Source organism: Acinetobacter sp. ANC_7503 (assembly GCF_056780035.1).
The window spans coordinates 46,016-69,432 of the sequence record NZ_JBWYJA010000011.1 but is presented as its reverse complement, the minus strand read 5'-3'; the positions used below and the strand labels follow the sequence as shown (position 1 = coordinate 69,432).

General features: G+C 36.9%; 23 protein-coding genes and 2 tRNA genes. 21 read left to right on the top strand and 4 right to left on the bottom strand.

Going from position 1 to position 23,417, the window contains the following annotated elements:
• Positions 1–5 precede the first annotated feature (5 nt).
• Genes AC1M9M_RS12065 through galE form a run of 12 tightly spaced genes read left to right on the top strand, consistent with a single transcriptional unit; the run spans position 6 to position 13,150 of the window.
• On the top strand, positions 6–1,478 hold the full coding sequence (locus AC1M9M_RS12065) for a lipopolysaccharide biosynthesis protein (protein WP_481596453.1): 1,473 nt from the start codon (positions 6–8) through the stop codon (positions 1,476–1,478).
• Positions 1,475–2,551: a nitroreductase family protein gene (locus AC1M9M_RS12060; protein ID WP_481596452.1), complete on the top strand. Its 1,077-nt coding sequence runs from the start codon at positions 1,475–1,477 to the stop codon at positions 2,549–2,551. The genes AC1M9M_RS12065 and AC1M9M_RS12060 overlap by 4 nt, the downstream gene beginning before the upstream one ends.
• Entirely contained in the window at positions 2,551–3,690 is a 1,140-nt protein-coding gene (locus AC1M9M_RS12055) for a polysaccharide pyruvyl transferase family protein (protein ID WP_481596451.1), read from the top strand. The genes AC1M9M_RS12060 and AC1M9M_RS12055 overlap by 1 nt, the downstream gene beginning before the upstream one ends.
• 24 nt (positions 3,691–3,714) lie before the next feature.
• Positions 3,715–4,578, top strand: a complete 864-nt coding sequence (locus AC1M9M_RS12050) for a glycosyltransferase family 2 protein (RefSeq protein ID WP_481596450.1) — start codon at positions 3,715–3,717, stop codon at positions 4,576–4,578.
• Positions 4,571–5,755, top strand: coding sequence for a hypothetical protein (locus tag AC1M9M_RS12045; RefSeq protein ID WP_481596449.1), 1,185 nt, complete (start codon positions 4,571–4,573; stop codon positions 5,753–5,755). Before AC1M9M_RS12050 ends, AC1M9M_RS12045 begins: the two co-directional genes overlap by 8 nt.
• Positions 5,748–6,836, top strand: a complete 1,089-nt coding sequence (locus AC1M9M_RS12040; protein ID WP_481596448.1) for a glycosyltransferase — start codon at positions 5,748–5,750, stop codon at positions 6,834–6,836. The genes AC1M9M_RS12045 and AC1M9M_RS12040 overlap by 8 nt, the downstream gene beginning before the upstream one ends.
• Positions 6,837–6,838: 2 nt before the next feature.
• The gene (locus AC1M9M_RS12035; protein WP_481596447.1) at positions 6,839–7,618 is read left to right on the top strand and encodes a glycosyltransferase family 2 protein; all 780 of its coding nucleotides are present in this window, start codon (positions 6,839–6,841) and stop codon (positions 7,616–7,618) included.
• Positions 7,619–7,672: 54 nt separating this feature from the next.
• The gene (locus AC1M9M_RS12030; protein WP_481596446.1) at positions 7,673–8,290 is read left to right on the top strand and encodes a sugar transferase; all 618 of its coding nucleotides are present in this window, start codon (positions 7,673–7,675) and stop codon (positions 8,288–8,290) included.
• A gap of 29 nt (positions 8,291–8,319) precedes the next feature.
• Positions 8,320–9,195 (top strand): UTP--glucose-1-phosphate uridylyltransferase GalU, encoded by an 876-nt coding sequence (gene galU / locus AC1M9M_RS12025; RefSeq protein ID WP_481596445.1) that lies wholly within the window; start codon positions 8,320–8,322, stop codon positions 9,193–9,195.
• A gap of 13 nt (positions 9,196–9,208) precedes the next feature.
• On the top strand, positions 9,209–10,465 hold the full coding sequence (locus tag AC1M9M_RS12020; protein ID WP_481596444.1) for a nucleotide sugar dehydrogenase: 1,257 nt from the start codon (positions 9,209–9,211) through the stop codon (positions 10,463–10,465).
• Positions 10,465–12,138 (top strand): glucose-6-phosphate isomerase, encoded by a 1,674-nt coding sequence (pgi, locus tag AC1M9M_RS12015; RefSeq protein ID WP_481596443.1) that lies wholly within the window; start codon positions 10,465–10,467, stop codon positions 12,136–12,138. Before AC1M9M_RS12020 ends, pgi begins: the two co-directional genes overlap by 1 nt.
• Positions 12,131–13,150 carry a UDP-glucose 4-epimerase GalE gene (gene galE, locus AC1M9M_RS12010; protein ID WP_481596442.1) on the top strand — a complete coding sequence of 340 codons (1,020 nt, stop codon included), beginning with the start codon at positions 12,131–12,133 and terminating at the stop codon, positions 13,148–13,150. Before pgi ends, galE begins: the two co-directional genes overlap by 8 nt.
• Positions 13,151–13,189: 39 nt before the next feature.
• On the opposite strand, the gene AC1M9M_RS12005 is transcribed toward galE, so the two are convergent.
• The 3 genes from AC1M9M_RS12005 to AC1M9M_RS11995 form a co-directional block, all read right to left on the bottom strand.
• Positions 13,190–14,560 carry a phosphohexomutase domain-containing protein gene (locus tag AC1M9M_RS12005; protein WP_481596441.1) on the bottom strand — a complete coding sequence of 457 codons (1,371 nt, stop codon included), beginning with the start codon at positions 14,558–14,560 and terminating at the stop codon, positions 13,190–13,192.
• A 271-nt stretch (positions 14,561–14,831) separates the two neighbouring features.
• A tRNA-Gly gene (locus AC1M9M_RS12000) sits at positions 14,832–14,907 on the bottom strand.
• A 47-nt stretch (positions 14,908–14,954) separates the two neighbouring features.
• Positions 14,955–15,027 (bottom strand) — tRNA-Gly (locus AC1M9M_RS11995).
• A 227-nt stretch (positions 15,028–15,254) separates the two neighbouring features.
• Here AC1M9M_RS11995 and AC1M9M_RS11990 point away from each other — a divergent pair.
• From AC1M9M_RS11990 to AC1M9M_RS11970, 5 genes are all read left to right on the top strand, one after another.
• Positions 15,255–15,563, top strand: coding sequence for a BolA family protein (locus AC1M9M_RS11990; RefSeq protein ID WP_481590688.1), 309 nt, complete (start codon positions 15,255–15,257; stop codon positions 15,561–15,563).
• Positions 15,564–15,589: 26 nt separating this feature from the next.
• Positions 15,590–15,982: a SirB2 family protein gene (locus tag AC1M9M_RS11985; RefSeq protein ID WP_180028969.1), complete on the top strand. Its 393-nt coding sequence runs from the start codon at positions 15,590–15,592 to the stop codon at positions 15,980–15,982.
• Between the two features lie 79 nt (positions 15,983–16,061).
• Positions 16,062–16,898, top strand: coding sequence for a ParA family protein (locus AC1M9M_RS11980; RefSeq protein ID WP_481590713.1), 837 nt, complete (start codon positions 16,062–16,064; stop codon positions 16,896–16,898).
• A gap of 35 nt (positions 16,899–16,933) precedes the next feature.
• A complete protein-coding gene (locus AC1M9M_RS11975) occupies positions 16,934–17,323 on the top strand; it encodes a hypothetical protein (protein ID WP_481590714.1) in 390 nt (129 codons plus the stop codon).
• 199 nt (positions 17,324–17,522) lie between these two features.
• A complete protein-coding gene (locus AC1M9M_RS11970) occupies positions 17,523–18,113 on the top strand; it encodes a LysE family translocator (RefSeq protein WP_481596440.1) in 591 nt (196 codons plus the stop codon).
• Between the two features lie 75 nt (positions 18,114–18,188).
• Here AC1M9M_RS11970 and AC1M9M_RS11965 read toward each other — a convergent pair whose 3' ends face one another.
• A complete protein-coding gene (locus AC1M9M_RS11965) occupies positions 18,189–18,836 on the bottom strand; it encodes a DedA family protein (RefSeq protein ID WP_481596439.1) in 648 nt (215 codons plus the stop codon).
• A 198-nt stretch (positions 18,837–19,034) separates the two neighbouring features.
• On the opposite strand from AC1M9M_RS11965, the gene AC1M9M_RS11960 reads away from it, so the two are divergent.
• From AC1M9M_RS11960 to AC1M9M_RS11945, 4 genes are all read left to right on the top strand, one after another.
• Complete coding sequence (locus AC1M9M_RS11960; protein WP_481596438.1) at positions 19,035–19,451, top strand: DoxX family protein; 417 nt, start codon at positions 19,035–19,037, stop codon at positions 19,449–19,451.
• A gap of 233 nt (positions 19,452–19,684) precedes the next feature.
• Positions 19,685–21,253 (top strand): glutamine-hydrolyzing GMP synthase, encoded by a 1,569-nt coding sequence (guaA, locus tag AC1M9M_RS11955; protein ID WP_481589363.1) that lies wholly within the window; start codon positions 19,685–19,687, stop codon positions 21,251–21,253.
• A 670-nt stretch (positions 21,254–21,923) separates the two neighbouring features.
• Positions 21,924–22,874 carry a pirin family protein gene (locus AC1M9M_RS11950; RefSeq protein ID WP_481596437.1) on the top strand — a complete coding sequence of 317 codons (951 nt, stop codon included), beginning with the start codon at positions 21,924–21,926 and terminating at the stop codon, positions 22,872–22,874.
• 22 nt (positions 22,875–22,896) lie between these two features.
• Entirely contained in the window at positions 22,897–23,295 is a 399-nt protein-coding gene (locus AC1M9M_RS11945; RefSeq protein WP_481592181.1) for an OsmC family protein, read from the top strand.
• Positions 23,296–23,417: the final 122 nt, after the last annotated feature.

Sequence of the window (23,417 nt, the reverse complement as noted above, 5' to 3'; positions counted from 1 at the left end):
TTTCTATGGCGGAAAAAATTTCTAAGTCAGACTTAGGAAAGAAAGCGGTTAAGAGTGGTGCCTTAACGATGATGGCGCAATTGATTAAAATTGTGCTGCAACTTGCTTCTATCATCATTCTTTCTCGTTTGCTATCGCCAGATGATTTTGGTCTGATCGCCATGGTGGTGGCGATCACCTCATTTATGCAATTGTTTCGTGATATGGGATTATCAACTGCATCTATTCAAAAAGGTGATTTAACCTATGATCAAACCAACGCATTATTTTGGTTAAATATAGCTATTGGTGCGCTATTAACAGTATTAACGATGTTATGCGCTCCATTGATCAGCTGGTTCTATGAACGCCCAGAATTGCAGGCTGTACTTATGGTGTTGTCCAGCACTTTTTTGATTTCCAGTGCGGGGGCACAGCATTCAGCTTTAATGCAACGAGAAATGCGATTTAGGCCTAAAGTCATCGCTGACATTGCAGGGGCAGTAGCTACTTTAGTGGTATCAATTGTCATGGCTTTCTATGGCTACGGCTTTTGGGCATTGGCTTGGGGTACGGTCATTGGGGCAATAATTACTACTGTGATGTATTTTCTTGGCTCTAAATTTCGCCCCAGTCGTCCTAAAAAAACAGCAGGAATGCGTGAGCTCGTTGGCTTTGGTGCGAATGTTACTATTTTTGAATTAGTAAATTATTTTCATCGGAACTTGGATAATATCCTCATTGGCAAGGTCTGGGGGGCTGTGACCTTGGGGTTTTATAGCCGCGCTTACCAAATGATGATGTTGCCAATAGCAAGTCTTAAACAGCCAATTAATTCTGTGGCATATCCCGTACTTAGTAAATTACAGCACGATCCTATCGCTTTTAAAGCATACTACCAAAAAATAGCAACTTTGTTGGCATTCTTATCTATGCCATTAATGGCATTTTTAGTCGTGAATGCTACAAATGTTGTAGCTGTTGCTATGGGCAAAGGTTGGGAGAAACTGATTCCTATTTTTGTATTGTTGGGAATCAGTGGCTTTATACAGCCTGTTGGTACATTACGCGGTCTAGTTCTTCTAAGCCTAGGGAAATCACGATTATATGTACTATGGGGTGTGGTCAATGCCATTATAGTGAGCATTGCTTTTGTTGTTGGTGTGCGTTGGAGTGCTGAGGGTGTCGCAGCAGCTTATGCTATTGCTAATTACTTATTAATTTATCCATCACTGTATTTCTTTTTTAAAGATACTCCGATCAAGCCGCGTGACTTTTTTTCATCTATTGCTGTTCCCGCGATTGCCTCGCTTGCATCTGCAATTATGATGTATTTTGTTCAATTGCAATGGATGGCAGAGATTAGCAAGCCGTTAATACATCTGCTTGTTAGTGGTTTTATGTATCTGATTTTATTTATTATAGCAGTTTTAGTTTTGCCAAAAGGCAGAAATATTTTACGGCAATATTTGAAAATAATAGGGACGATAGTCAAATGAGTCTACCTAAAAAATTGTTCCAATCTCTCAAAAAAATCATTAAAGCAATATTAGAAAAGCTTGATGATATTGCTACAAATGTTGCAGCAAATAGTATCTTTTTGTCCAATTTGTATTATGCATTTCAATGGCGATTTGGCTGGGAGCATCGTGCGGTATTGAGTGGCAAAAAAATTTATGCTCAATCGCTCAAAAATCCAATTTTTAATACTAGTTTACTACGCCGTAATACACACAGGCTTGAAAAAGGATTATTGATGCGTCCGCGACGTGTCCCATTTGGTTTGAACTATATAGAAGAAACGGTAGATGCATATATACGAGCTGTTGCATCTAATGTGGTTGAGGCTCGTGAATTAGCATGGGCACGGGATGTGTTGCAGGAATATATGGCAATCACTCCAAGTCATCCTGTGGTTGATCCTCTGCGTGAACCCGTTGCCCAAGCATCATTATCTGTGCCACAAGATGATAACGAATGTTCAAAAATTCCTTATTTACGCTCAACGACGACCAAACCAGATATTAGCTACGATCAATTATTAACTTTAGCCAAATACCGCCGTTCAGTACGTTGGTTTGAGGATAAGCCAGTATCTCGTGAAATCATAGATAAAGCTATTGACGTTGCCGCTTATTCACCAACTGCATGTAATCGACAACCTTATGAGTTCCGTATATTTGATGATAAGCAACTGGTATCAGAATTAGCCAAACTTCCAATGGGAACAGCAGGCTTTGGTAAGCAAATACCTTGCATTGCAGTAGTAGTTGGGAAATTACGTAATTATTCTCATGAGCGTGACCGTCATTTAATTTATATTGATGGTTCGTTGGCAATTATGTCATTTATAAATGCATTAGAAGTGCAAGGAATAGGATCATGCTGTCTAAACTGGCCAGATGTTCCTAAACTAGAATCTAAAATGGCAAATTTATTGAATCTAGCTACAGATGAGCGTCCTGTCATGCTGATTGCTTTTGGTCATCCAGATCCAGATGGTATGGTAGCCAATTCCACAAAAAAACCATTAAATCAAATTCGTACATATAATAATTTAGGTGAAAAGTAATGAAACAAGTCAAAGCTCCGATTTTTGAAATTCATGGTACAGGAGTCCATAACCGTGGCGCAGAGTTAATGGCTATCGCAATTTCTGAAAAAGTTCGATCGAAGTATCCTGAAGCAAAAATTGCAGTTGCATCAACTTTTGGTAGCCTAGCCGATATTAAGCGTTATGGTTTTTTAACTACTACAGTATTAGAGTCTAAGAAACAAAAGACAATTATTTCATATATTATGTCCATTTTAAGTGGTAATACGATTGGACCTAAAAAAATTGATATTGTATTGGATGCTTCAGGCTTTGCATTTTCAGATCAATGGAGTGATTGGGCGGCAAGAAAACTTACAAATAAGATGAATAGTGAAAGTAGACTACACCAAAAATTAATCTTATTGCCACAGGCATTAGGTACGTACGAGAAACCAGCTGTCAATAAATGGGCACTAAAACTATTTGAACGTGCTTCCTTAGTGTTCGCGCGCGATAATAGATCGTATGAATTGACTAAAGAGTTAATTCATAACACAGATAAGCTTAAACAATGCCCAGATTTCACCATAAATGTTAAACCTATAGCTAAGCCTGATATTAAGTTACCAGAAAATTTTGTGGCAATAGTTCCTAATGTAAGGATGTTGGATAAAATAGTAGATAAAAATGAGTATATTGATTTTTTGAAAAAATCAATTGATTTGATAAATTTAAATAATATAACACCAGTTTTTATATTACATGATGGTTATGAAGATATTGAAGTAATAAAATTATTAGGTAGTAAATATGAAAATGTCGCTATTATTCAAGACCAAGATCCGCGAGTTTTGAAGTGGATTTTAGGGCAATCAAAATTTGTTATTGGTTCGAGATTTCATGCTTTAGTGAGCTCACTATCACAAGGCGTGCCTTGTATTGGTGCAGGTTGGTCCCATAAGTATCCTGAATTATTTAAAGATTTTGATAATAGCGAAGGATTAATTGATGATCTTAAGGATATAGATAAATTAGAGTTTCTGATAGAGAAGTTATCTCAAAATAAATATAGAGAGGATAAATCAAGAGACATCAATAGTGCTGCAAACAGAATTAAGACTGAAGTGAATCAAATGTGGGAATTAGTTTTTAAGCAAATAGATAACTTTTATTAATATAGTCTAGGTCAAAACATTGAAATGAAAGCTAATATTGAACCACTAGTTACAGTCTATATACCAACTTATAATCGTATTGAGCTTTTACAAAGAGCTATTAAGTCTGTGCAAAATCAAACATATCAAAATTTAGAAATCATCATTGTAGATGATTGTTCGACTGATGGTACCCATGAGTATTTAGAGCAAATTTCTAGAGATGATGAACGTGTTAGATATTCCTTGAAAGAAAAAAATAGTGGTGCGTGTGTAAGTCGAAATATTGCAATTGACATTGCAAATGGGGAATTTATTACAGGATTAGATGATGATGATTATTTTTTAAAAGATAGAATAGAGCTCTTTGTAAAAAATTGGGATAATCAATATTCTTGTTTATTCAGCTTTAATATTTTAAAAAAAGATAGCATGAGATCAAATAAGCGATTTGCAATGAAAAATATTGTAAATTCTGAACATTTACTCAAGGCAAATTATATTGGTAATCAAATTTTCACCAAAACTGAATATATGAGAAAGTTAGGTGGTTTTGATCCTCAAATGCAAGTGTGGCAGGACTTAGAGTTTTGGTACCGTATTTTGAGTTTAGGTCCAGGAAAAAGAATTAAAAAAGATTTATATGTTGTGGACATGAGTCATCCTCATGAAAGAATCTCAAATAAAAAGGGAGACAGAGTATTACGTTCTTTTGAGTATTTCGTACATAAGCATTCTCTTAATAATGTACAGAAAAAACATTTAAAGACTCATATGACCAATTATTGTGAACTTGATTTATCATTATCTGTATATTTTCTTAAATTTATAAACTTTAAAAGTTTAGGTAATTTATCATTATTTTTTAAAATGCTTACAAAAGCATTGATTGGAAAAAAAAGTGATTAATATTTATTTATTTATTTATTTATTTATCTATCTTTTTAATCTAGAAGTAGGTTTTTTCCCAAAAAATTTAATTCTTGTTATTGGTTTCATGGGGGGTGCTTTTTTATTAATTGATTTAATAAAGAAGAATAAAATTAACCTTTTTTATGCAAAGAATTTATTAATTTTAGCATTTATACCATTGTCATGGGCTATTAGTTGTATAGTTAATGGGTATTGGGATTTTAGTTATATAAAAGAAATTTTTGTTTTAAATTTAATTTACCTATTATCTAGTTACTGCTTATATGTAGGTTTTAGTAAAATAAATACTGATACAATGATAAGCTTTGTAGGTGGAGTTGTATTTTTTCAATTAGTTATATCTTTTATTGCTTTTATTAATCCTGTTTTTTTTAATCTAATATTTTCTGTATTTGTTATTGATAATTTAGAGTGGTCTAGATTAGAAAACTTTAATGATGCTAGGATGATTGGGGTTGGTAAAGCTTTCTTTGGTTCTGGTGTGCTCAACTGTTTAACATTAGTTTTATTGGCATTTCAAATTTCCAGAAATAAAAATTATCGCTATTTAAATATTTTATTATATTTGGGTGTTGCTGTTTTTGGGATGTTTTCATCTCGAACAACAATTGTTGGTATACTTTTGAGTAGTATCTTCTTTATAAAAGATCTGAAATTGGTCTTTAAATCATCATCATTTTTAATATTGATGTTAATATTAATATTCCCATTATATAGTTATATGGTTAATAATGAAAAATTTTTAGTATTGAAGGATTTTGGTTTTTCTATTTTTTATGACCCAGAAAATTCTCAAGCTGCTCGCTCATTAGACACTTTAAAATCTATGTTTGAGATATATCCAAATAATTTGAAAACATGGATATTCGGGGATGTTTATTATAGGTCTATTACAGGAACTGGAAGCTATTATATGGGAACTGATGTTGGTTTTATGCGTATAATATTTTCAGTTGGGATGCTGGGTTTATTTTTTTATATTTTAAGCAATATTTATTTTATTTTATCATCAGGGATTTTTAAGAATAATAAATTAATATGTTTGATTTTTATTCTACTTTTTTTTGTATTGAACTTTAAGGGTGTTGCAAATATTTATTATTTTATAATTCTATTTTTGTTGTTTTTTAAAAAGAGTAAATATCGTGATTAAAGTAGTTCATGCATTAGGTGGGACACTTCAAGGTGGAGTGTTTAACATGGTTTTTAATTTCAATAAGCCACTCGGTAAAGAAGTTTGTTTTGTTTATATGGTAATGAAAGATAATTTAAACAAAGATATTGTTGCAGAAATAGAAAGGAATGGTGGGGAAGTTGTTATATTGCCAAATTTTAGAAATTTTTTATCTTATATGATTTTCTTATACATGTTCTATAAAAAAAATTGTAAAAATATAGACGTAGTGCATGTACATAATCCTAATATTGGCTTGTTTGATTTAATTTTTGCAAGAATTTTTAAAATTAAAAATAGGGTTTTACATAGTCATAGTGATAAGTTTTCTCGAAAATATTTTAATTCATTGCTAAATAAGTTTGTAAATAATTTGTTAATTTTTTTTTCTACAAATAGATTAGCTTGCAGTCAAAATGCTGGATTGGCTAAATTCAAAAGGCAAGATAGTTTCGATATCCTATTAAATGGAATAGATTTGGAAAAATATAGGTTTTCAGAGCAGGAAAGAATGGATTTTAAATCAAATTTAAATCTGAATGATAAAATTATCATAGGTCATGTGGGAGCATTTATTTCAATTAAGAATCATGTCTTTATTGTTGAAGTATTTCGAAAATTATGTTTATTGAACGACAGATATTATCTTATTCTTGTTGGAGATGGAGAGCTTCGGCATAATATTGAAACAAAAGTGAAAGACTATGGCCTAGAAGGAAAAGTACTCTTTTTAGGACAAAGAAATGACGTTGAAAAATTATTAAATATTTTTGATTATTTTTTATTTCCTTCTTTATTTGAAGGTTTAGGTATCGGTTTAATTGAAGCTCAAGCCTTAGGTGTCAAATGTTTTGCATCTATTAATATCCCTCAAGAAACAAATGTAACAGATTTAATAGTTTATTTAGACCTAAATGTTCAGACTTGGGTTGATGCTATTATTGCTACACAACCTGTTTTATTGAATGATCGACCGAAATATAACAAAATTTTACAACAAACAAATTTCAATGTTATTAATTCATCTGAGCAGTTGCTTATGATCTATAAAGGAGATTAATAATGAATCAATTTTTAGTGTCTATTATTACTCCATCCTATAATTCATCAAAGTATATTTTTAATACTATTCAATCTATTACTAAACAATCCTATAAAAATTGGGAACTAATTATTGTTGATGATTGTTCAACTGATGATTCTTGTTTGATTATTAATAATTTTGTTCAGATAGATCCGCGGATAAAATTAATAAAACTAGAAGAAAATTCTGGTGCTGCCGTAGCACGTAATATAGGTATTGAAGCTGCAAATGGCCGTTTTATTGCATTTTTAGATAGTGATGATACATGGCACCCTGAAAAATTAGAAAAACAAATTAACTTTATGCTTAAAAATGATTATAATTTTACATTTACCCATTATCATCAGGTAGATGAGAATGGAAAAAAAATTGGCGATCTAAGCTTTCCCATAAAAGTTAATTATTATAATCTTTTGAAAACTTGTGTTATTGGTTGCTTAACAGCAATGTATGATACAAAAAAAATAGGCAAAGTTTACTTTCCTCTAATACGGAAACGCCAAGATTTTGCTCTATGGTTAAAAATTTTAAAGCAGGTAGATTATGCGTACTGTTTACCTGAAGACCTTGCAAGTTATACAGTACGATCAGATTCTATTTCTGCAAACAAGTGGAAAGCAGCACAATTTAACTGGAAGCTTTATCGTGAAATTGAAAAATTAAATCTTATATCTAGCATTTATTATTTTAGTCATTATGCTTTAAGAGGTATTATAAGATCTAAATTTAAAAATATTGCTAAATTACTTAATATTTAGTGAATAAGGTAATTTGATTTTTAGATTAAGGATTAAATAAGGGAGATACATAAAATGAAACGTTTAGTCGATATTGTGATCGCTTTAATAGCATTAATTATTCTATCTCCTATCTTTTTAATCGTTGCTTACAAGGTTCGTCAGAATTTAGGTTCTCCGATTTTCTTTCTTCAAGAAAGACCAGGTAAAGATGCCAAAATATTTAAAATGATTAAATTTCGTTCAATGAAAGATGCTTTTGACAAGAATGGAAATCCTTTACCTGATGAAAAACGCATTACACCATTTGGTCAAAAATTACGTGCTACTAGTTTAGATGAAATGCCGCAACTTATTAATGTATTGAATGGTGATATGAGTATTGTAGGTCCACGACCACAAATGAAAGAATTCTTAGATCATTATACACCTGAACAAATGCGCCGACATGAGGTTAAACCAGGTATGACAGGTTTAGCACAAGTCAGCGGGCGTAATAATTTATCTTGGGAAGAAAAATTTGCGCTAGATGTACAATATGTGGAGCAGCAGAGCATTTTGCTAGATTTTAAAATTATGTTAAAGACTGTAAAGGTTATGCTCAATAAAGAGGGTATTAATGCGCCTGATCAAACAGTAGGTGCAGAACGTTTTTCAGGATCTTCTCAAGAAGCTAACTCAAAAAATCCTTAATTTATTACATCATCTCAGTGAAAGTTATCATGATCAAAAAAGCAATTCTCCCAGTGGCAGGCTTAGGTACCCGTTTTTTACCTGCGAGTAAGTCTATTCCTAAAGAAATGGTCACTGTCGTTGACCGTCCTGCAATTGAATATGTGGTGAAAGAAGCGGTAGCGGCTGGGATTGAACAAATTATTTTAGTGACGCATTCTTCCAAAGCATCTATTGAAAATTATTTTGATCGTAATTTTGAGTTAGAAACTACTTTAGAATCTAAGAAAAAATATGATTTACTTAAAGAAATTACTCAAATCTTACCATCTCATGTCAGTGTGATTAGTGTACGTCAGCCACAACCTTTGGGTTTAGGGCATGCAGTACTTTGTGCAAAAGCTGTCGTGGGTGAAGATGATTTTGCTGTACTTTTACCTGATGTACTTGTGAAAGATTCATCAGAAACGAATGATTTAAGTTTGATGATTCAACGCTTTGATGAAACCAAAACATCTCAAATTATGGTTGAAGCTGTGCCTGATCATATGGTCGATCAATATGGGATTGTCGATGTTGCATCTACACCTGCGGAAGGTCAAAGCATCCAAATGCAAGGTATTGTAGAAAAACCAGCGATTGGTACTGCACCATCAAATTTGTCTGTGGTGGGTCGTTATATTTTGCCTGCAAAAATCATGCAATTGCTTGAGCAAACACCAAAAGGTGCGGGCAATGAAATCCAATTAACTGATGCTATCGGGATGTTACAACAAACCGATACAGTTGAAGCCTATCGTATGAAAGGTCAAACTTTTGACTGTGGTAGCAAGTTAGGTTATTTAAAAGCTGTGCTGCATTATGGAGTAGATCATCCAAAATTAGGTGAGGAATTTAAAGCGCTGATTAAAGATCTAAAATTATAAAAAAGAGACAGATATGAAAGTTGCAGTATTTGGACAGACGCTGTATGCAGGTGTTTTTGCAGGGTTAATGGCTGAAAGTGGTCATCAGGTCTTTTGGTGTGATGTTTTAAAAAAAACAACATCGGAGCAAGCTTATACCCAAGATGAAGCGGTTAAGCGTTTGCTTGAGCAACAGAAAGCTAATGGTTTTTTAAAATACTGCAACTTTTCCCATATTCCTTTAGATATTGATGCTTATTTCTTTAGTTTTAGTCCAACGGAAGAAACTGAAGCGATTGAGATTTTAAAAGAATTAAAGCATCGAACCATCATCCATCCTAAACTGATGATGAATGCATCTACTTTAGGACTGCATGGTACTGAAAAATTTGCACAAATTTTATCAGAAGATGATTGGGTATATTTGCCTGACATCATCCAAGAAGGCAATGCTTTACCAAGTTTGATACGGACCAAGCAACTGATCGTAGGCACTTCTTCTGAACGTGCACAAAGCAAAATTAAAGAGCTACTTAGACCATTATTCCCACGGACACAGCAATATCTATTTATGCCTGTATTGGATGCAGAATTTACCAAGCTGAGTATTTCGGGCATGTTAGCGACACGCATTAGTTATATTAATGATTTGGCTGTGGTTGCTGAGAAATTGGGGATTGATATTGAGCAAGTGCGTCAAGGGATGGCAGCGGATAGTCGTATCGGTTCATCTTATTTATATCCAGGTGCAGGTTTTGGTGGGGAAAACTTTTCACATGATATTTTGACACTGACTCAAACGGTGTCAGGTGCGGGTGCAAAGAGCAAACTATTGGCACAAGTTTGGGATATTAACGAACAACAAAAAGAAATTTTATTCCGTAAATTATGGAATTATTATCATGGTGATTTAAACGGTAAAACTGTTGCGATTTGGGGTGCTGCATTTAAAGAAAATACTGCGCGTATTCAGCAATCTCCGATTCATGCCATGTTAAAAGCACTTTGGGCGCAAGGGCTCAAGGTAAAGTTGCATGATCCTCAAGCTTTGCCTGAAATTGAAAAAGTCTACGGGCATCGTACCGATTTAATCTATTGCACAGACCAATATGATGCAGTCAAAGATGCGCATGCGCTGTGTTTGCTGACTGCGTGGAAGCAATATTGGAGTCCGGATTATCCAGAATTATTAAAAACTATGTCTCATCCACTGATTCTGGACGGGCGAAATATTTATGATCCAAGTTATGTGAAAGCGCAAGGATTTGCTTATATGGGGGTAGGTCGCTAATGATCAGTCATGCAAAGCCTTATGCTGTTGAAAGTAGTGCGACAGCCATACAACAATTAAACACATTGAAAGCTGAATTTGCGCAATTACATCTAACTGAGTTATTTGCCAAAGATGCCACACGCTTTGAAAAATTTTCAGTGGCTGTTTCACCGATAGTATTTGATTTTAGTAAACATCGTATTCATGCAGAGGTTTTAAGTCGTTTGGTCGCATGGGCAAATGCACAAGAGCTCACGCCTTGGATCAAACGTTTATTCTCCACAGAACAGATCAACTATACAGAAAACCGAGCAGCCATGCATTGGGCACTGCGTTTACCGAAGCATGATCAGTCGCATCCTGAATTGGCCAAACAAGTGCATGCACAGCTTGATCGGATGTATGCCTTGGTCAATAAAATTCATGCAGGTCAATACCGCGGTGCCACCGGTGAAGTAATTCAGGATGTGGTCAACATTGGTGTAGGTGGATCAGACTTAGGGCCACTTATGGTTAGTCATGCACTGTCTGATTTTAAAACTTCCACGGCAAAACCACTCAATGTGCATTTTGTATCCACGATGGATGGTAGTCAGCTCTCAGATTTATTACATAAGCTCCGTCCTGAAACGACACTTTTTATTATTTCATCGAAATCGTTTGGGACGATTGATACCTTATCCAATGCACAAACCGTGCGTCTATGGTTGGAAAAAGCTTTAGGTCAGGAAGCGAAAATTTTAAAACACCATTTTATTGGGGTGTCAACCAAACCTGAAAAAATGACCGCTTGGGGACTTGCACCTGAAAATCAACTGCTCCTTTGGGAATGGGTCGGCGGTCGTTATTCATTGTGGTCATGTATTGGTTTGCCGATTGCTTTAACGGTCGGTGTGGATGGCTTTAAACAGTTACTAGCTGGTGCTTATGCCATAGATCAGCATTTCCAAACAGCCCCTTTTGCTAAAAATATTCCTGTACTGATGGGTTTACTGGGTGCTTGGAACACGAATTTTCTAGATATTCAAACCCATGCGGTATTGCCTTATGACGGCCGTTTGAAATATTTTGCCTCTTATCTGCAGCAATTAGAAATGGAATCGAATGGTAAGTCGATTCAACGCGATGGCAAGAAAGTAGATTTAGATACATGTCCGATTGTGTGGGGGGAAGTAGGACCCAATGCACAGCATGCTTTTTATCAGCTATTGCATCAAGGTACGCAGTCCGTCAGTTGTGATTTTATTGCACCGGTCAAACGTTATAACGGGCAACAATTTACCTATATCGACAATGCAGATGCTTTAATCGAACAACATCATTTGGCATTATCAAATTGTTTAGCACAATCACGTTTATTGGCATTTGGTAATCAGGCATTGGATCAACATGAAGTTGCAGATTTACCTGAATATAAACAATATACAGGCAATCAACCGAGTACCACCATTTTAATGCAAGAATTGAATCCCTATAGTTTGGGCATGCTGATCGCGATGTATGAGCACAAAGTCTTTGTACAATCGGTGCTTTGGAATATCAACCCATTTGATCAGTGGGGCGTTGAAAAAGGCAAAGAGATTGCCAATCAACTGTTGCCAATTTTAAGTGGCGAACAAACAGATTTATCCAAGCTTGATGCGTCGACACAAGGTTTAATTCAGATATTAATGGGAAAAGACAATGTCTAAAGTTTTAGTGACGGGTGGTGCAGGTTATATCGGTTCGCATACCTGTGTGGAACTCCTTGATGCAGGACATGAAGTTGTCGTACTGGATAATTTATCCAATAGCTCAAAAGAATCCTTAAATCGAGTACAGCAACTCACTGCAAAATCTTTAGACTTTGTCGAAGGTGATATTCTCGATCAAGCCATTTTGGATCAAATTTTTCAAGATCATCAGATTGATGCTGTGATTCATTTCGCAGGCTTAAAAGCAGTAGGTGAAAGTCAGCAAATCCCGCTGAAATACTTTGAAAATAACATTGCAGGTTCGATTAGCTTAGTTAAAGCGATGGAGCGTGCCCAAGTCTTTAATTTGGTATTTAGCTCGTCTGCAACCGTTTATGATGAAGCCAATGTATCGCCACTGAATGAAGAGATGCCGACAGGGATGCCAAGCAATAACTATGGCTATACCAAGCTGATTGTTGAACAGTTATTGCAAAAACTTGCACAAGCCGATGTACGTTGGTCAATTGCATTACTGCGTTACTTTAACCCTGTTGGTGCGCACAAAAGTGGTCAAATTGGTGAAGATCCTCAGGGGATTCCAAACAACTTAATGCCTTATGTGACCCAAGTGGCTGTGGGTCGTCGTGAAAAATTGTCGATTTTTGGTAATGATTACGACACAGTTGATGGCACGGGGGTACGTGATTATATCCATGTGGTGGATTTGGCCAATGCCCATTTATGCGCACTGGAAAATCGTTTAAATGCACAAGGTTGTCGCGCTTGGAATATTGGGACAGGCAATGGCTGTTCGGTGCTAGAAATTAAAAATACCTTTGAGAAAGTCAATGGTATTGAGATACCTTTCGAATTTTCACCGCGTCGTGCAGGGGATGTCGCAACATCATTTGCAGATAATGCGCGTGCAGTTGCTGAATTGGGTTGGACGCCAAAATTGAATTTGGAAGATATGTTGGCAGATAGTTGGAATTGGCAAAAACAAAATCCAAATGGCTATCGTGAATAAAAAAATGGAGCGTTACAACGCTCCATTTTTTATGCGGTTTTAAGCCTGAATGAGTTGAGTGAGCTCATCGATATAAGCTTGCATCGGCTTTGGATTTTTGTCTTTACGGCTTTCAATATTTAAACGGAGTAAAGGCTCAGTATTCGATGCACGAACGTTTAAACGCCATGCACCAAAATCCAAACTGACGCCATCCGTTTCATCAATGGCTGGATTTTGATTTGCGAAATGATTAAAGATTTTCTGAATGGTTTCTTTTGTATCCGCAACTTTAAAGTTAATCTCGCCAGAACATGGGAATTTTTCAATCATTTCCTCAACTAGAGCAGAGAGTGGTTTTGCTGTTTCAGAGACAACTGAGATTGCTAATAACCATGGAATCATGCCACTGTCACAATAGGCAAAATCACGGAAGTAGTGGTGTGCTGACATTTCACCGCCATACACTGCATTGTGTTCACGCATTTTATCTTTAATGAAAGAGTGGCCTGATTTCGATTGCACAGCTTCGCCTTGATATTGTTCAACGATATCGAAGGTATTCCACACCAAGCGCGGATCATGCACAATTTTTTCACCTTTTTGTTTCAGTAAAAAGGCTTGTGCCAAGAGACCGACGATGTAATACCCTTCAATAAATTGACCTTTTTCATCAAAAAGGAAACAACGATCAAAGTCACCATCCCAAGCGATGCCCATGTCAGCATGATGTTGAAGTACAGCATCGGAGGTGCTTGCACGGTTTTCAACTAAGATAGGGTTGGGAATACCATTTGGGAAGTTGCCATCCGCTTCATGATGAATTTTGATAAATTCGACTGGAATATTCAAGGTTTTAAATTTCTCTTCGATCGCATCGATCACATGACCTGCTGCACCATTACCCGCATTGACTACGAGTTTTAGTGGTTTGATTTTAGCAGGGTCAATATAGGTCATCAAATGATCAATAAATTCAGGCAAGATATTATAATGCTGAGTTGTGCCTTTAATTTCGACTGCTTTGAACTGATTTTTTTCAGCAAGAAGTTGGATATCTTTTAAACCCGAGTCTGCACCAATCGGACGAGCATTTTCACGTACAAGCTTCATGCCGTTATAGTCCATCGGGTTATGGCTGGCTGTTATTTCGATCCCGCCTTGCACATCAAGATTGAATGCACCGAAATAAACTTCCTCAGTCCCAGTCATGCCTAAATCTAAAACATCAACACCTGCATCATTCAGGCCATTGATGGTAGCTTGTTTAAGTGCTTCACTGGTTAAGCGAACATCGCAACCGACTACCACTTTTTGAGGTTGATAAATTTCGCCATAAGCACGTCCAACACGGTATGCGATATCTTCATTGAGTTCTGTGCCCAATTTTCCGCGGATATCATAGGCTTTGAAACAGGTTAATTTTTCCATGTTAAGGTTCTAATCTATTGAGCAAATTGAATACGAAAATTATAGCGATTTTGATCTAAGTACGGCATGGGTTGAGATGAAAAATTACATTTAAATTCAGTAAATTAATTTACGTTATGATGCTTATTGTTGGTTGTAAATCAAGCAGCGCTCATAAGTGAATGAATTTTTTTGGAAAAAATGTAGTGAAACTTTATTGGATGTAAAAAATTGAATTTACAAAAATTTAATAATAAAAAAGCCCTGATATTGATCAGGGCTTTTTTGAATCTGGAGCGGGAAAGGAGACTCGAACTCCCGACCCCAACCTTGGCAAGGTTATGCTCTACCAACTGAGCTATTCCCGCGGAGTCTATCAATTTTTTAAGTGAAAAAACTGAATGAAAAAATTTTGAGCGGGAAAGGAGACTCGAACTCCCGACCCCAACCTTGGCAAGGTTATGCTCTACCAACTGAGCTATTCCCGCATGCCGTGTATAATACAGCATGAAAAATCAGGGTCAACAACTTTATAAAAAAATATTGTGTGATTGAATAAAATTAAAGCATTTCAATGTATTTCGCTTAATTTTTGATAGGTCTTAAGCTCAAGATTAAAGCGCAACTCTCCAATGGCGGTGTGGTTTATTTACTTTTTATTCTATAACTTCACGGTATACTGCTGGCAACCAATGAATGCGAGTGGAATTTAAGCATGACTTTAGAGCAACAATTAATTGAGCGTTTACAGCAATTGTCTCCTGTGCACTTAGAAGTGGTGAATGAGTCATCAGGTCATGGTGGCTATTTCCCTGGTAAAGAATCGCATTTTAAAGTCACTGTTGTGAGTGAAGTGTTTCAAGGCTTACGTTTAGTTCAACGCCATCAAAAAGTATATGCGCTGGCGGGTGACTTATTGAGTCCAGGAAAGATTCATGCTTTGGCAATTCATGCTTATGTGCCAACTGAATGGACTGGTCAAGCGCCAAATAGTCCTGAATGTGCACATGCACCGAAAGCTTAAATTTTAAAAGTAGGAGAGTGGCTGCAATGGATACACACTTAGTCATTAAAATCGTGCATATGTCGAGTTTGCTCTTGTTGATCATTGCTGTATTAGCACGTGCGACAACTTTATATTTTGGCGTCGAAAATCAACAACCCAATCCGAAAGGACGTAAGGCTTATGTTGCGCTTCAACATTTGGCATTTACTTTGGTCATTGGGACAGGCTTGATTTTATTGTTTTTGAATAATTTTCAAGTTCAACCTTGGTTCTATGCCAAAGTGGTCTTGGTGATCGTGATGTTATCTTCATTAATTAAAGCATATCGCCAAGATGCGTCTGTACTGTTAATTCAACGTCGTGCGGGGGTATTGATTAGTTGTGTCGCATTTATGGCCATTATCGGCATTGTGATGATTAAGCCAACTTTCGGTTAATTGTTAGACACAATCGCTTAGGCTCTCACCCCTCTAGGTTAAACTTGATTCATAGAATGAATTGAGCCTAGAGGGAATGATGCGTACACGTGTGGTGTTTAATCAAAAAGGTGGCGTTGGTAAATCCAGTATTACAGTAAACTTGGCTGCACTGAGTGCACATCAGGGTTTTAAGACGCTTGTCATTGACCTCGATCCTCAGGCCAATTCTAGTCAGTATCTATTGGGGGATGATGCGACTTATAATGCCGACAAACCTGCACTAGAACCCAATATTGAAAATTTTTTCGAAGATGTATTGGCGAATCAGTCCAGCAAAGGTTTGATTGGTCAAGCCATTGGAAATTTACTCAAAAATAAAAATAAAGGCTTAGAAGCCTATATACATCAGTCACCATTCCCATCTCTCGATGTTTTGCCTGCAAGTCCCTCGCTTGGTGCTTTAGAGCATAGCCTCGAATCCAAACATAAAATCTATAAGCTACGTGACGCGATTCAGCATCTAGCAGGGACTTATGATCGGATCTATATCGATACACCGCCTGCATTTAATTTTTTTACTTTGTCGGCATTAATTGCAGCAGACCGAGTGTTGATTCCATTCGATTGTGATGTCTTTTCTAAGCGGGCATTAAACACGTTGATCGAAAACATTATAGAAACCCAAGATGATCATAATGATCGATTGGAAATTGAAGGTATCATTGTTAACCAGTTTCAAGCGCAAGCAAAACTTCCTCGTGAAGTGGTACAGCAGCTCAGAGATGAACAACTACCTGTGCTCAATGCGATGTTGCCACCGTCGGTATTGATGAAAGAGTCTCATCATAAAAATATGCCGTTAATCTATTTAAATACAGATCATAAATTGACGCAGGCCTACCAATCATTGTTCAATGAAATCGAGAATAAATAAGATTTGAGAAGAGTATGAACTCACGCGCGATGAAAATGGTCATGCAACTTAGTGCAGTCGGTTCGGTTGCTGTATTGATGACTGCTTGTGCGACGACGGTAAAACCGAGTTATGTTTCTCCGACGCAATATCAAGCATTGAACTGTGTACAACTTGGTGCTGAATTCAATCGTATTCAGCAGTATATCAATAATGGTGTACAACCGCCTAAACGTACAGGTGTTGGCGTTGGTCTAGGTGTTGGTGGTGGCTGGGGCCGTGGCGGTTGGGGCTTTGGTCCTTCAGTTTCCGTCAATATGGGACAGTCATCGAATACCAAAAATACTGAATTGTCGCGATTATATGGTGAGCAAGATGCGATCTCACAAGCGGCAACATTTAAAAATTGTCCTTATGTTCCTAAGCGTCAACAGCAAGCTCAGTAATTTAAAAGGGCTGTTCAAACTGAGCTTGAGCAGCTTTTTTTTAGCAAAATGTTTCAATGTAAATTTATTAAAATCAATATTTTATAAAATTATTAACTGAAAATAGACGCGACATTCATCATTCCTTCACTTTAAAAACTTGTCTTTAAATTCGTTTTTCGTTTAAGGTGTGCCTCCTCTAAATCTCTGATTTTAATCTATGGTAGAAAGTTGGCTTTATATTTTTGCAGTGTTCGCGGTATTACTTATTCCCGGTCCAACCAATGCATTATTGGCTAGCGCAGCACATCACCATAGCGTATTAAAAGCATTCTATTTCGTACCTCTTGAATTACTGGGTTATATCTACGGCATTAGCATTTGGGCACTGTTGGTGCATTTAACCCTACCAATTTGGCCAATGCTGATTCATATCTTACATTTGGTGAGTGCAGTTTATGTGATTTGGATGGCTTTTCATTTATGGAAAGCTTCACACCTTAAGCAATTGAGCCAAAAAAACATTCGAATGAGTCGCAGTCATCTTTTTAAATCGACTCTGAAAAATCCAAAATCTATTTTGTTTGCAGTTGGTATTTTTCCAGCATGGACTTGGGATTCTTTTCAAAACTATTTTTTAGTTTTGGGTGTATTCACCTTATGTTTAATTCCATGTGCTTTATTTTGGATGTATTTTGGTCGTAAAGTCTTGGCAGGGAATCAGACGGTGGTCAGCGCAGATCGCTTATACAAAGGTTCTGCCATGTTACTTATGCTCAGTATGTTACCTGTCATTATTGGATTTTTCTAAGCCATTCAATATTTTGTAGTGATAAAAAAAGCAGATTCTTGGTGGGGAATCTGCTTTTTTTGACGTCTAAGATGATTACATCATTTCGGGATTTTTCTTTGGGAAAAACTTGTGGCGAATAAAGCCAATGATCCCCGGCAATACGCTTAGAATAATGATTCCGAAAATTAAATGGGTGAAATTGTCTTTCACGATCGGCATATTACCGAACAAGTAACCCAAGGTGATAAACGAAGAAATCCACAAGAAAGCACCAACGACATTGTAAGTAATGAAGTATTTGTAGTTCATGCTTCCTGCACCAGCGACGAAGGGTGCAAATGTACGCGCGAATGGGACAAAACGCGCAAAAATAATGGTTTTACCGCCGTGTTTTTCGAAGAATTTTTGCGTATAAACCAAATGTTTTTTATTGATAAATCGAGATTCAATCTCAAAAACACGTGGTCCGATATATTTTCCAATATGATAATTTAAGGTATCACCCAATACTGCTGCCGTGAATAACAACACGCCCAAAAGCCACGGATCCATTACACCTGTTGAGGCTGCTAAAGCACCTGCTGCAAACAGTAAACTGTCCCCGGGTAGAAAAGGCATGACCACTAAGCCCGTTTCTACGAAAATAATCAGGAATAAAATTCCGTAAATCCAAATGCCATAATTGGTAATAAATTCAAGTAGATGATCATCTACATGCAGAATAAAATCGATTAAATCCATGAGGGGTGAACTGAGCAAAAATGTGTTCAAATGCTAACAGCCAACGGCGCTGATGTCAGTAGTCAATTGATTTAAATTATAGGTGAATGATTGTTCTGATTATGCAACGCTGATTCTTTATATTGATTATATATCCTAAAAATAAAAGCTACTAATCTAGAGTCATTACCAAAAACAAAACATAGATAGGTCAGCCCAATGTTTAATCCAAATCAAGTGATTCAAAAAATTGTTGCTCAACCCACAGTGCATGCAACTTTAACCCTCGTCGCACGTGTCCTTTTAGCATATATCTTTATTGTGGCGGGATGGGGCAAACTCGCAGGTTATAGCGCGACAGTTGGATATATGGAAGCGATGGGTGTGCCAGGTACATTATTGCCAATAACCATTTTGGTTGAACTGGGTGGAGGCTTAGCACTGTTGTTTGGGGTGCAAGCACGATTATTCGCAGCAGCTTTAGCTGGTTTCAGTTTAGTTACCGCATTTATTTTTCATGGTACGCCTGAAGATTCGATACATTTCATGAAAAACTTTGCTATGGCGGGTGGTCTAGTCTTCCTCGTATTGCATGGTGCAGGTCAATGGAGTGTTGATCAGCTTTTTGAAAAATAAATGACAAATAGGCAATGCAGGTGAAATGACAGAATTATTCGCCTGCTGCATCGTGATCTGAATGTAACTCCAAGGCTTATATGATCAGAGCAATCGACTGAAATTGTTGAATAAAAAGACAATATTTAATAATAATGTATTGAAATATAGAGAGATTTGAATAGTGTGCGTAAGCTTAATAAAAATGATAGAATAGCGCGCTAATCCTTCGTTAGCCTTTCATAGTTGTTATCATGACTACCAATACTCAAATTACCGAAGATCGTATCCTGATTTTGGATTTCGGCTCTCAATATAGCCAATTGATCGCACGTCGTGTACGTGAATCAGGCGTATATTCTGAAATGTATGCTTTTGATATGTCGGAAGAGGACATCCGCGCATTTAATCCAAAAGGGATTATTCTTTCAGGTGGTCCTGAGAGTGTTCACGTTGAAGGCAGCCCACGTGCGCCAGAAGTTGTGTTTAACTTAGGCGTACCAGTATTGGGTATCTGTTACGGTTTACAAACGATGTCTGCTCAGTTGGGCGGTAAAGTTGAACCGGGTACAGTTCATGAGTTTGGCTATGCTGAAGTCGATATTAAGGTACGTGATGCTTTAATTGGCGATCTTGAAGATTCAGCAGACAAATTGAAAGTATGGATGAGTCATGGCGATAAAGTGACTCAAATTCCAGAAGGTTTCCAAATTACTGCAAGTACACCAAGCTGCCCAGTGGCAATGGTGTCTGACGAAGCTCGTCGTTTCTACGGTATCCAGTTCCACCCTGAAGTAACCCATACTGCTAAAGGTAAAGAGTTACTTGAGAACTTTGTACAAAAGATCTGTGGTTGCCGTAGCCTATGGAATTCTGAAAACATCATTGATTTGCGTGTTGAACAATTACGTGAACAGATTGGTGATCAGAAGGTTCTTCTTGGTCTTTCAGGCGGTGTAGATTCATCTGTTGTGGCTGCATTGCTTCACAAAGCAATTGGCGACCAGTTGACATGTGTATTCGTTGATAATGGTCTTCTTCGTTTAAATGAAGGGGATCAAGTGATGGAAATGTTTGCGAAAAACATGGGTATCCGTGTGATTCGTGCTGATGCTGAACAACGTTTCCTTGACGCTTTGGCAGGTGAAGTTGATCCTGAAGCAAAACGTAAAATCATTGGTCGTGAGTTCATCGAAGTATTTGCTGAAGAAGCACGTAAGCTTGATGGCGTAAACTTCCTTGCGCAAGGTACGATTTATCCTGATGTGATTGAATCTGCTGCAAGCAAACAAGGTAAAGCACATGTGATTAAATCACACCATAATGTGGGTGGTTTACCGGAAGATCTCGCTTTTGAATTGGTTGAGCCAATTCGTGATTTATTTAAAGATGAAGTACGCCGTTTGGGTACGACTTTAGGTCTTCCATTTGAGATGCTTTATCGTCATCCATTCCCAGGGCCAGGTCTTGGTGTTCGTATCTTGGGTGAAGTGAAGAAAGAGTATGCTGACATTCTTCGTTTAGCCGATGACATCTTCATGCAAGAACTTCGTGCAAGTGGTTGGTATGACAAAACTGCACAAGCATTCGCTGTATTCCAACCAGTAAAATCTGTGGGTGTAGTCGGTGATGGTCGTCGTTATGCATGGGTGATTGCACTTCGTGCGGTTGAAACGGTTGACTTTATGACGGCTCGTTTCGCACATCTCCCTTATGATCTTGTTGATAAAATCTCTACTCGTATCATGAACGAGATTGCAGAAGTTTCACGTGTTGTTTATGACGTATCGTCTAAACCACCAGCTACGATTGAATGGGAGTAATTTAGGGCTTTCAAGAAACAACGTTTCTTGCCTAAATTACGCCAAGAGCTATGCTCGCGGCAGTGAGGGATTTCGGACAGCATGGCTGTCCGCTTGAATTACCCCAAGCGCTGCGTGAGCGGCAGTATCTGAATCAAGACATACCCCAATAAAAAAGGACGCTTAGGCGTCCTTTCTATTTATTATCTAAAATTTAATTCAGAAGAATTCTATGTTTGAAGAATTAGTCAAAATACGTAAAGCATAGGAAGTCATTAGCCCAAATAACGTTGTTTTAAGAAATTTCCCAAACTCAAGCAATTTGATTGCTACTTACTTAGAATCTAAAGGATATGGTGAATTCCAATATATTTTAGGAAAAAATATAAAGGAAACAGAAAGTCTGCTTGGCTTTTAAATGTAGGAAGTAGATATATATAGTTGATCTAACAGCAGATCAATTTAGATTGGATAAAATTATTTATACGTTAGAGCATGAGTATCCTTTATCACAGTTATTTCCAAAACTATTAAATCAAGGGCGGGCAAGCATTCTATTTTTAATACATACAAAACTCCAATTGTCCTACCTATAGTATTCAGCGTATTAAGTCTAAGGTGGTTCAATTTGCATGACCTTGTTAATATCTATAACAAAGATAGCCATTTGCCAAACTTTTAGGATAACAACATGACCAATAATACTTATACCGAATTGTCTCATTCAGAAGACTGTGAAAAGCACGCCAACCAATTTATTCAGGAATTTCCACTGCGCCGTGCAGAAATTGGTCAAGGGACAGTGATCAAACGCGCTTTACCAAGTCGCCATAAGCGTATGATTGGCGCATGGTGCTTCTTAGATCATGCAGGTCCTGTAACATTTGAAGCTGGACAAGGTCTAGATGTTGGTCCACATCCACACATTGGTCTACAAACCTTTACTTGGATGATTGAAGGGACTATGTTGCATAGCGACAGCTTAGGGACAACAGATCAGCTCATTCAGCCCAAGCAAGTTAACCTCATGACCGCAGGTCGAGGTATTTCACATACTGAAGTCGCGCCAGCGAATGAAACAAAAATGCATGCTGCCCAACTTTGGATTGCATTGCCTGATGACAAACTTACCATCGATCCAGCTTTTAATCACTATCCAGAATTACCCGTCGTCAATCAGTCAGGTATCGAATTTACGGTATTGGTCGGTGAGTATCTAAATACAGTATCACCAGTCAAAGTACATACTGAGCTTTTAGGTGTTGATTTATTTGCGCAAGCAGCCACAAAAGCACGTTTACCTTTAAATCCAAAGTTTGAATATGGATTTATGGCGCTTGAAGGTACAGCAACTATTAATGGTCATCATTTTGATGAAGACAATATGGTGATTTTAGAGCCAGGGCTAGAATATGTGGAAGTAGAGATCCATGACAATAGTCGTGTACTGCTTTTGGGCGGTGAGCCATTTGAGTCACCAATTTTATTATGGTGGAATTTCGTTGGACGTACGCAAGAAGAAATCAAAATTGCACGTGATCAATGGATAGCAGAAGATCCACGTTTTGGGTCAATTCCATCATACCAAGGCGAGCGTTTGAAAGCTCCGATATTGCCTGATAGCATGCGTCCATCTAAATAATAAGACACAGAAGGAAAATAAAATGGCAACGATCGCAAATGCAAAGGTCACCACACTACCTGAAAAATGGGGTGGTGAAATTCAATCTGGTCAGCACACATTTCTCACCGATAAACCTGAATCATTCCAAGGTTTAGATCGTGGGCCTGCACCGTATGATTTTATTTGTTCAGGATTAATTTCCTGCACAATGATTACATTACGAATGTATGCAGAGCATAAAGGACTGGATTTGGGCGAATTCAGTGTCGAGGCAGATTTTAAAGCCAATAAAGAAGGGCAGGAATGGATTGAGCGTCGTTTAAGTTTTAAAACTAACTTGGATGAAGCGCTACAAGAAAAAATTTTAAATGTGTGCCAAAAAACACCCGTCACTAAAACATTGCTCAGAAGTGTCGAAATTAAAACAACAATTGTTTAAATATAGACAACTTAATAGGCATCAACATTCTGTATTTTTGTAATTTACAGCTAAAAAGAAGACATTTTGTGTAAAGCAGGATGTCTTTTTTTTATTCAAAATGGCTATATAGAGAGAAATAA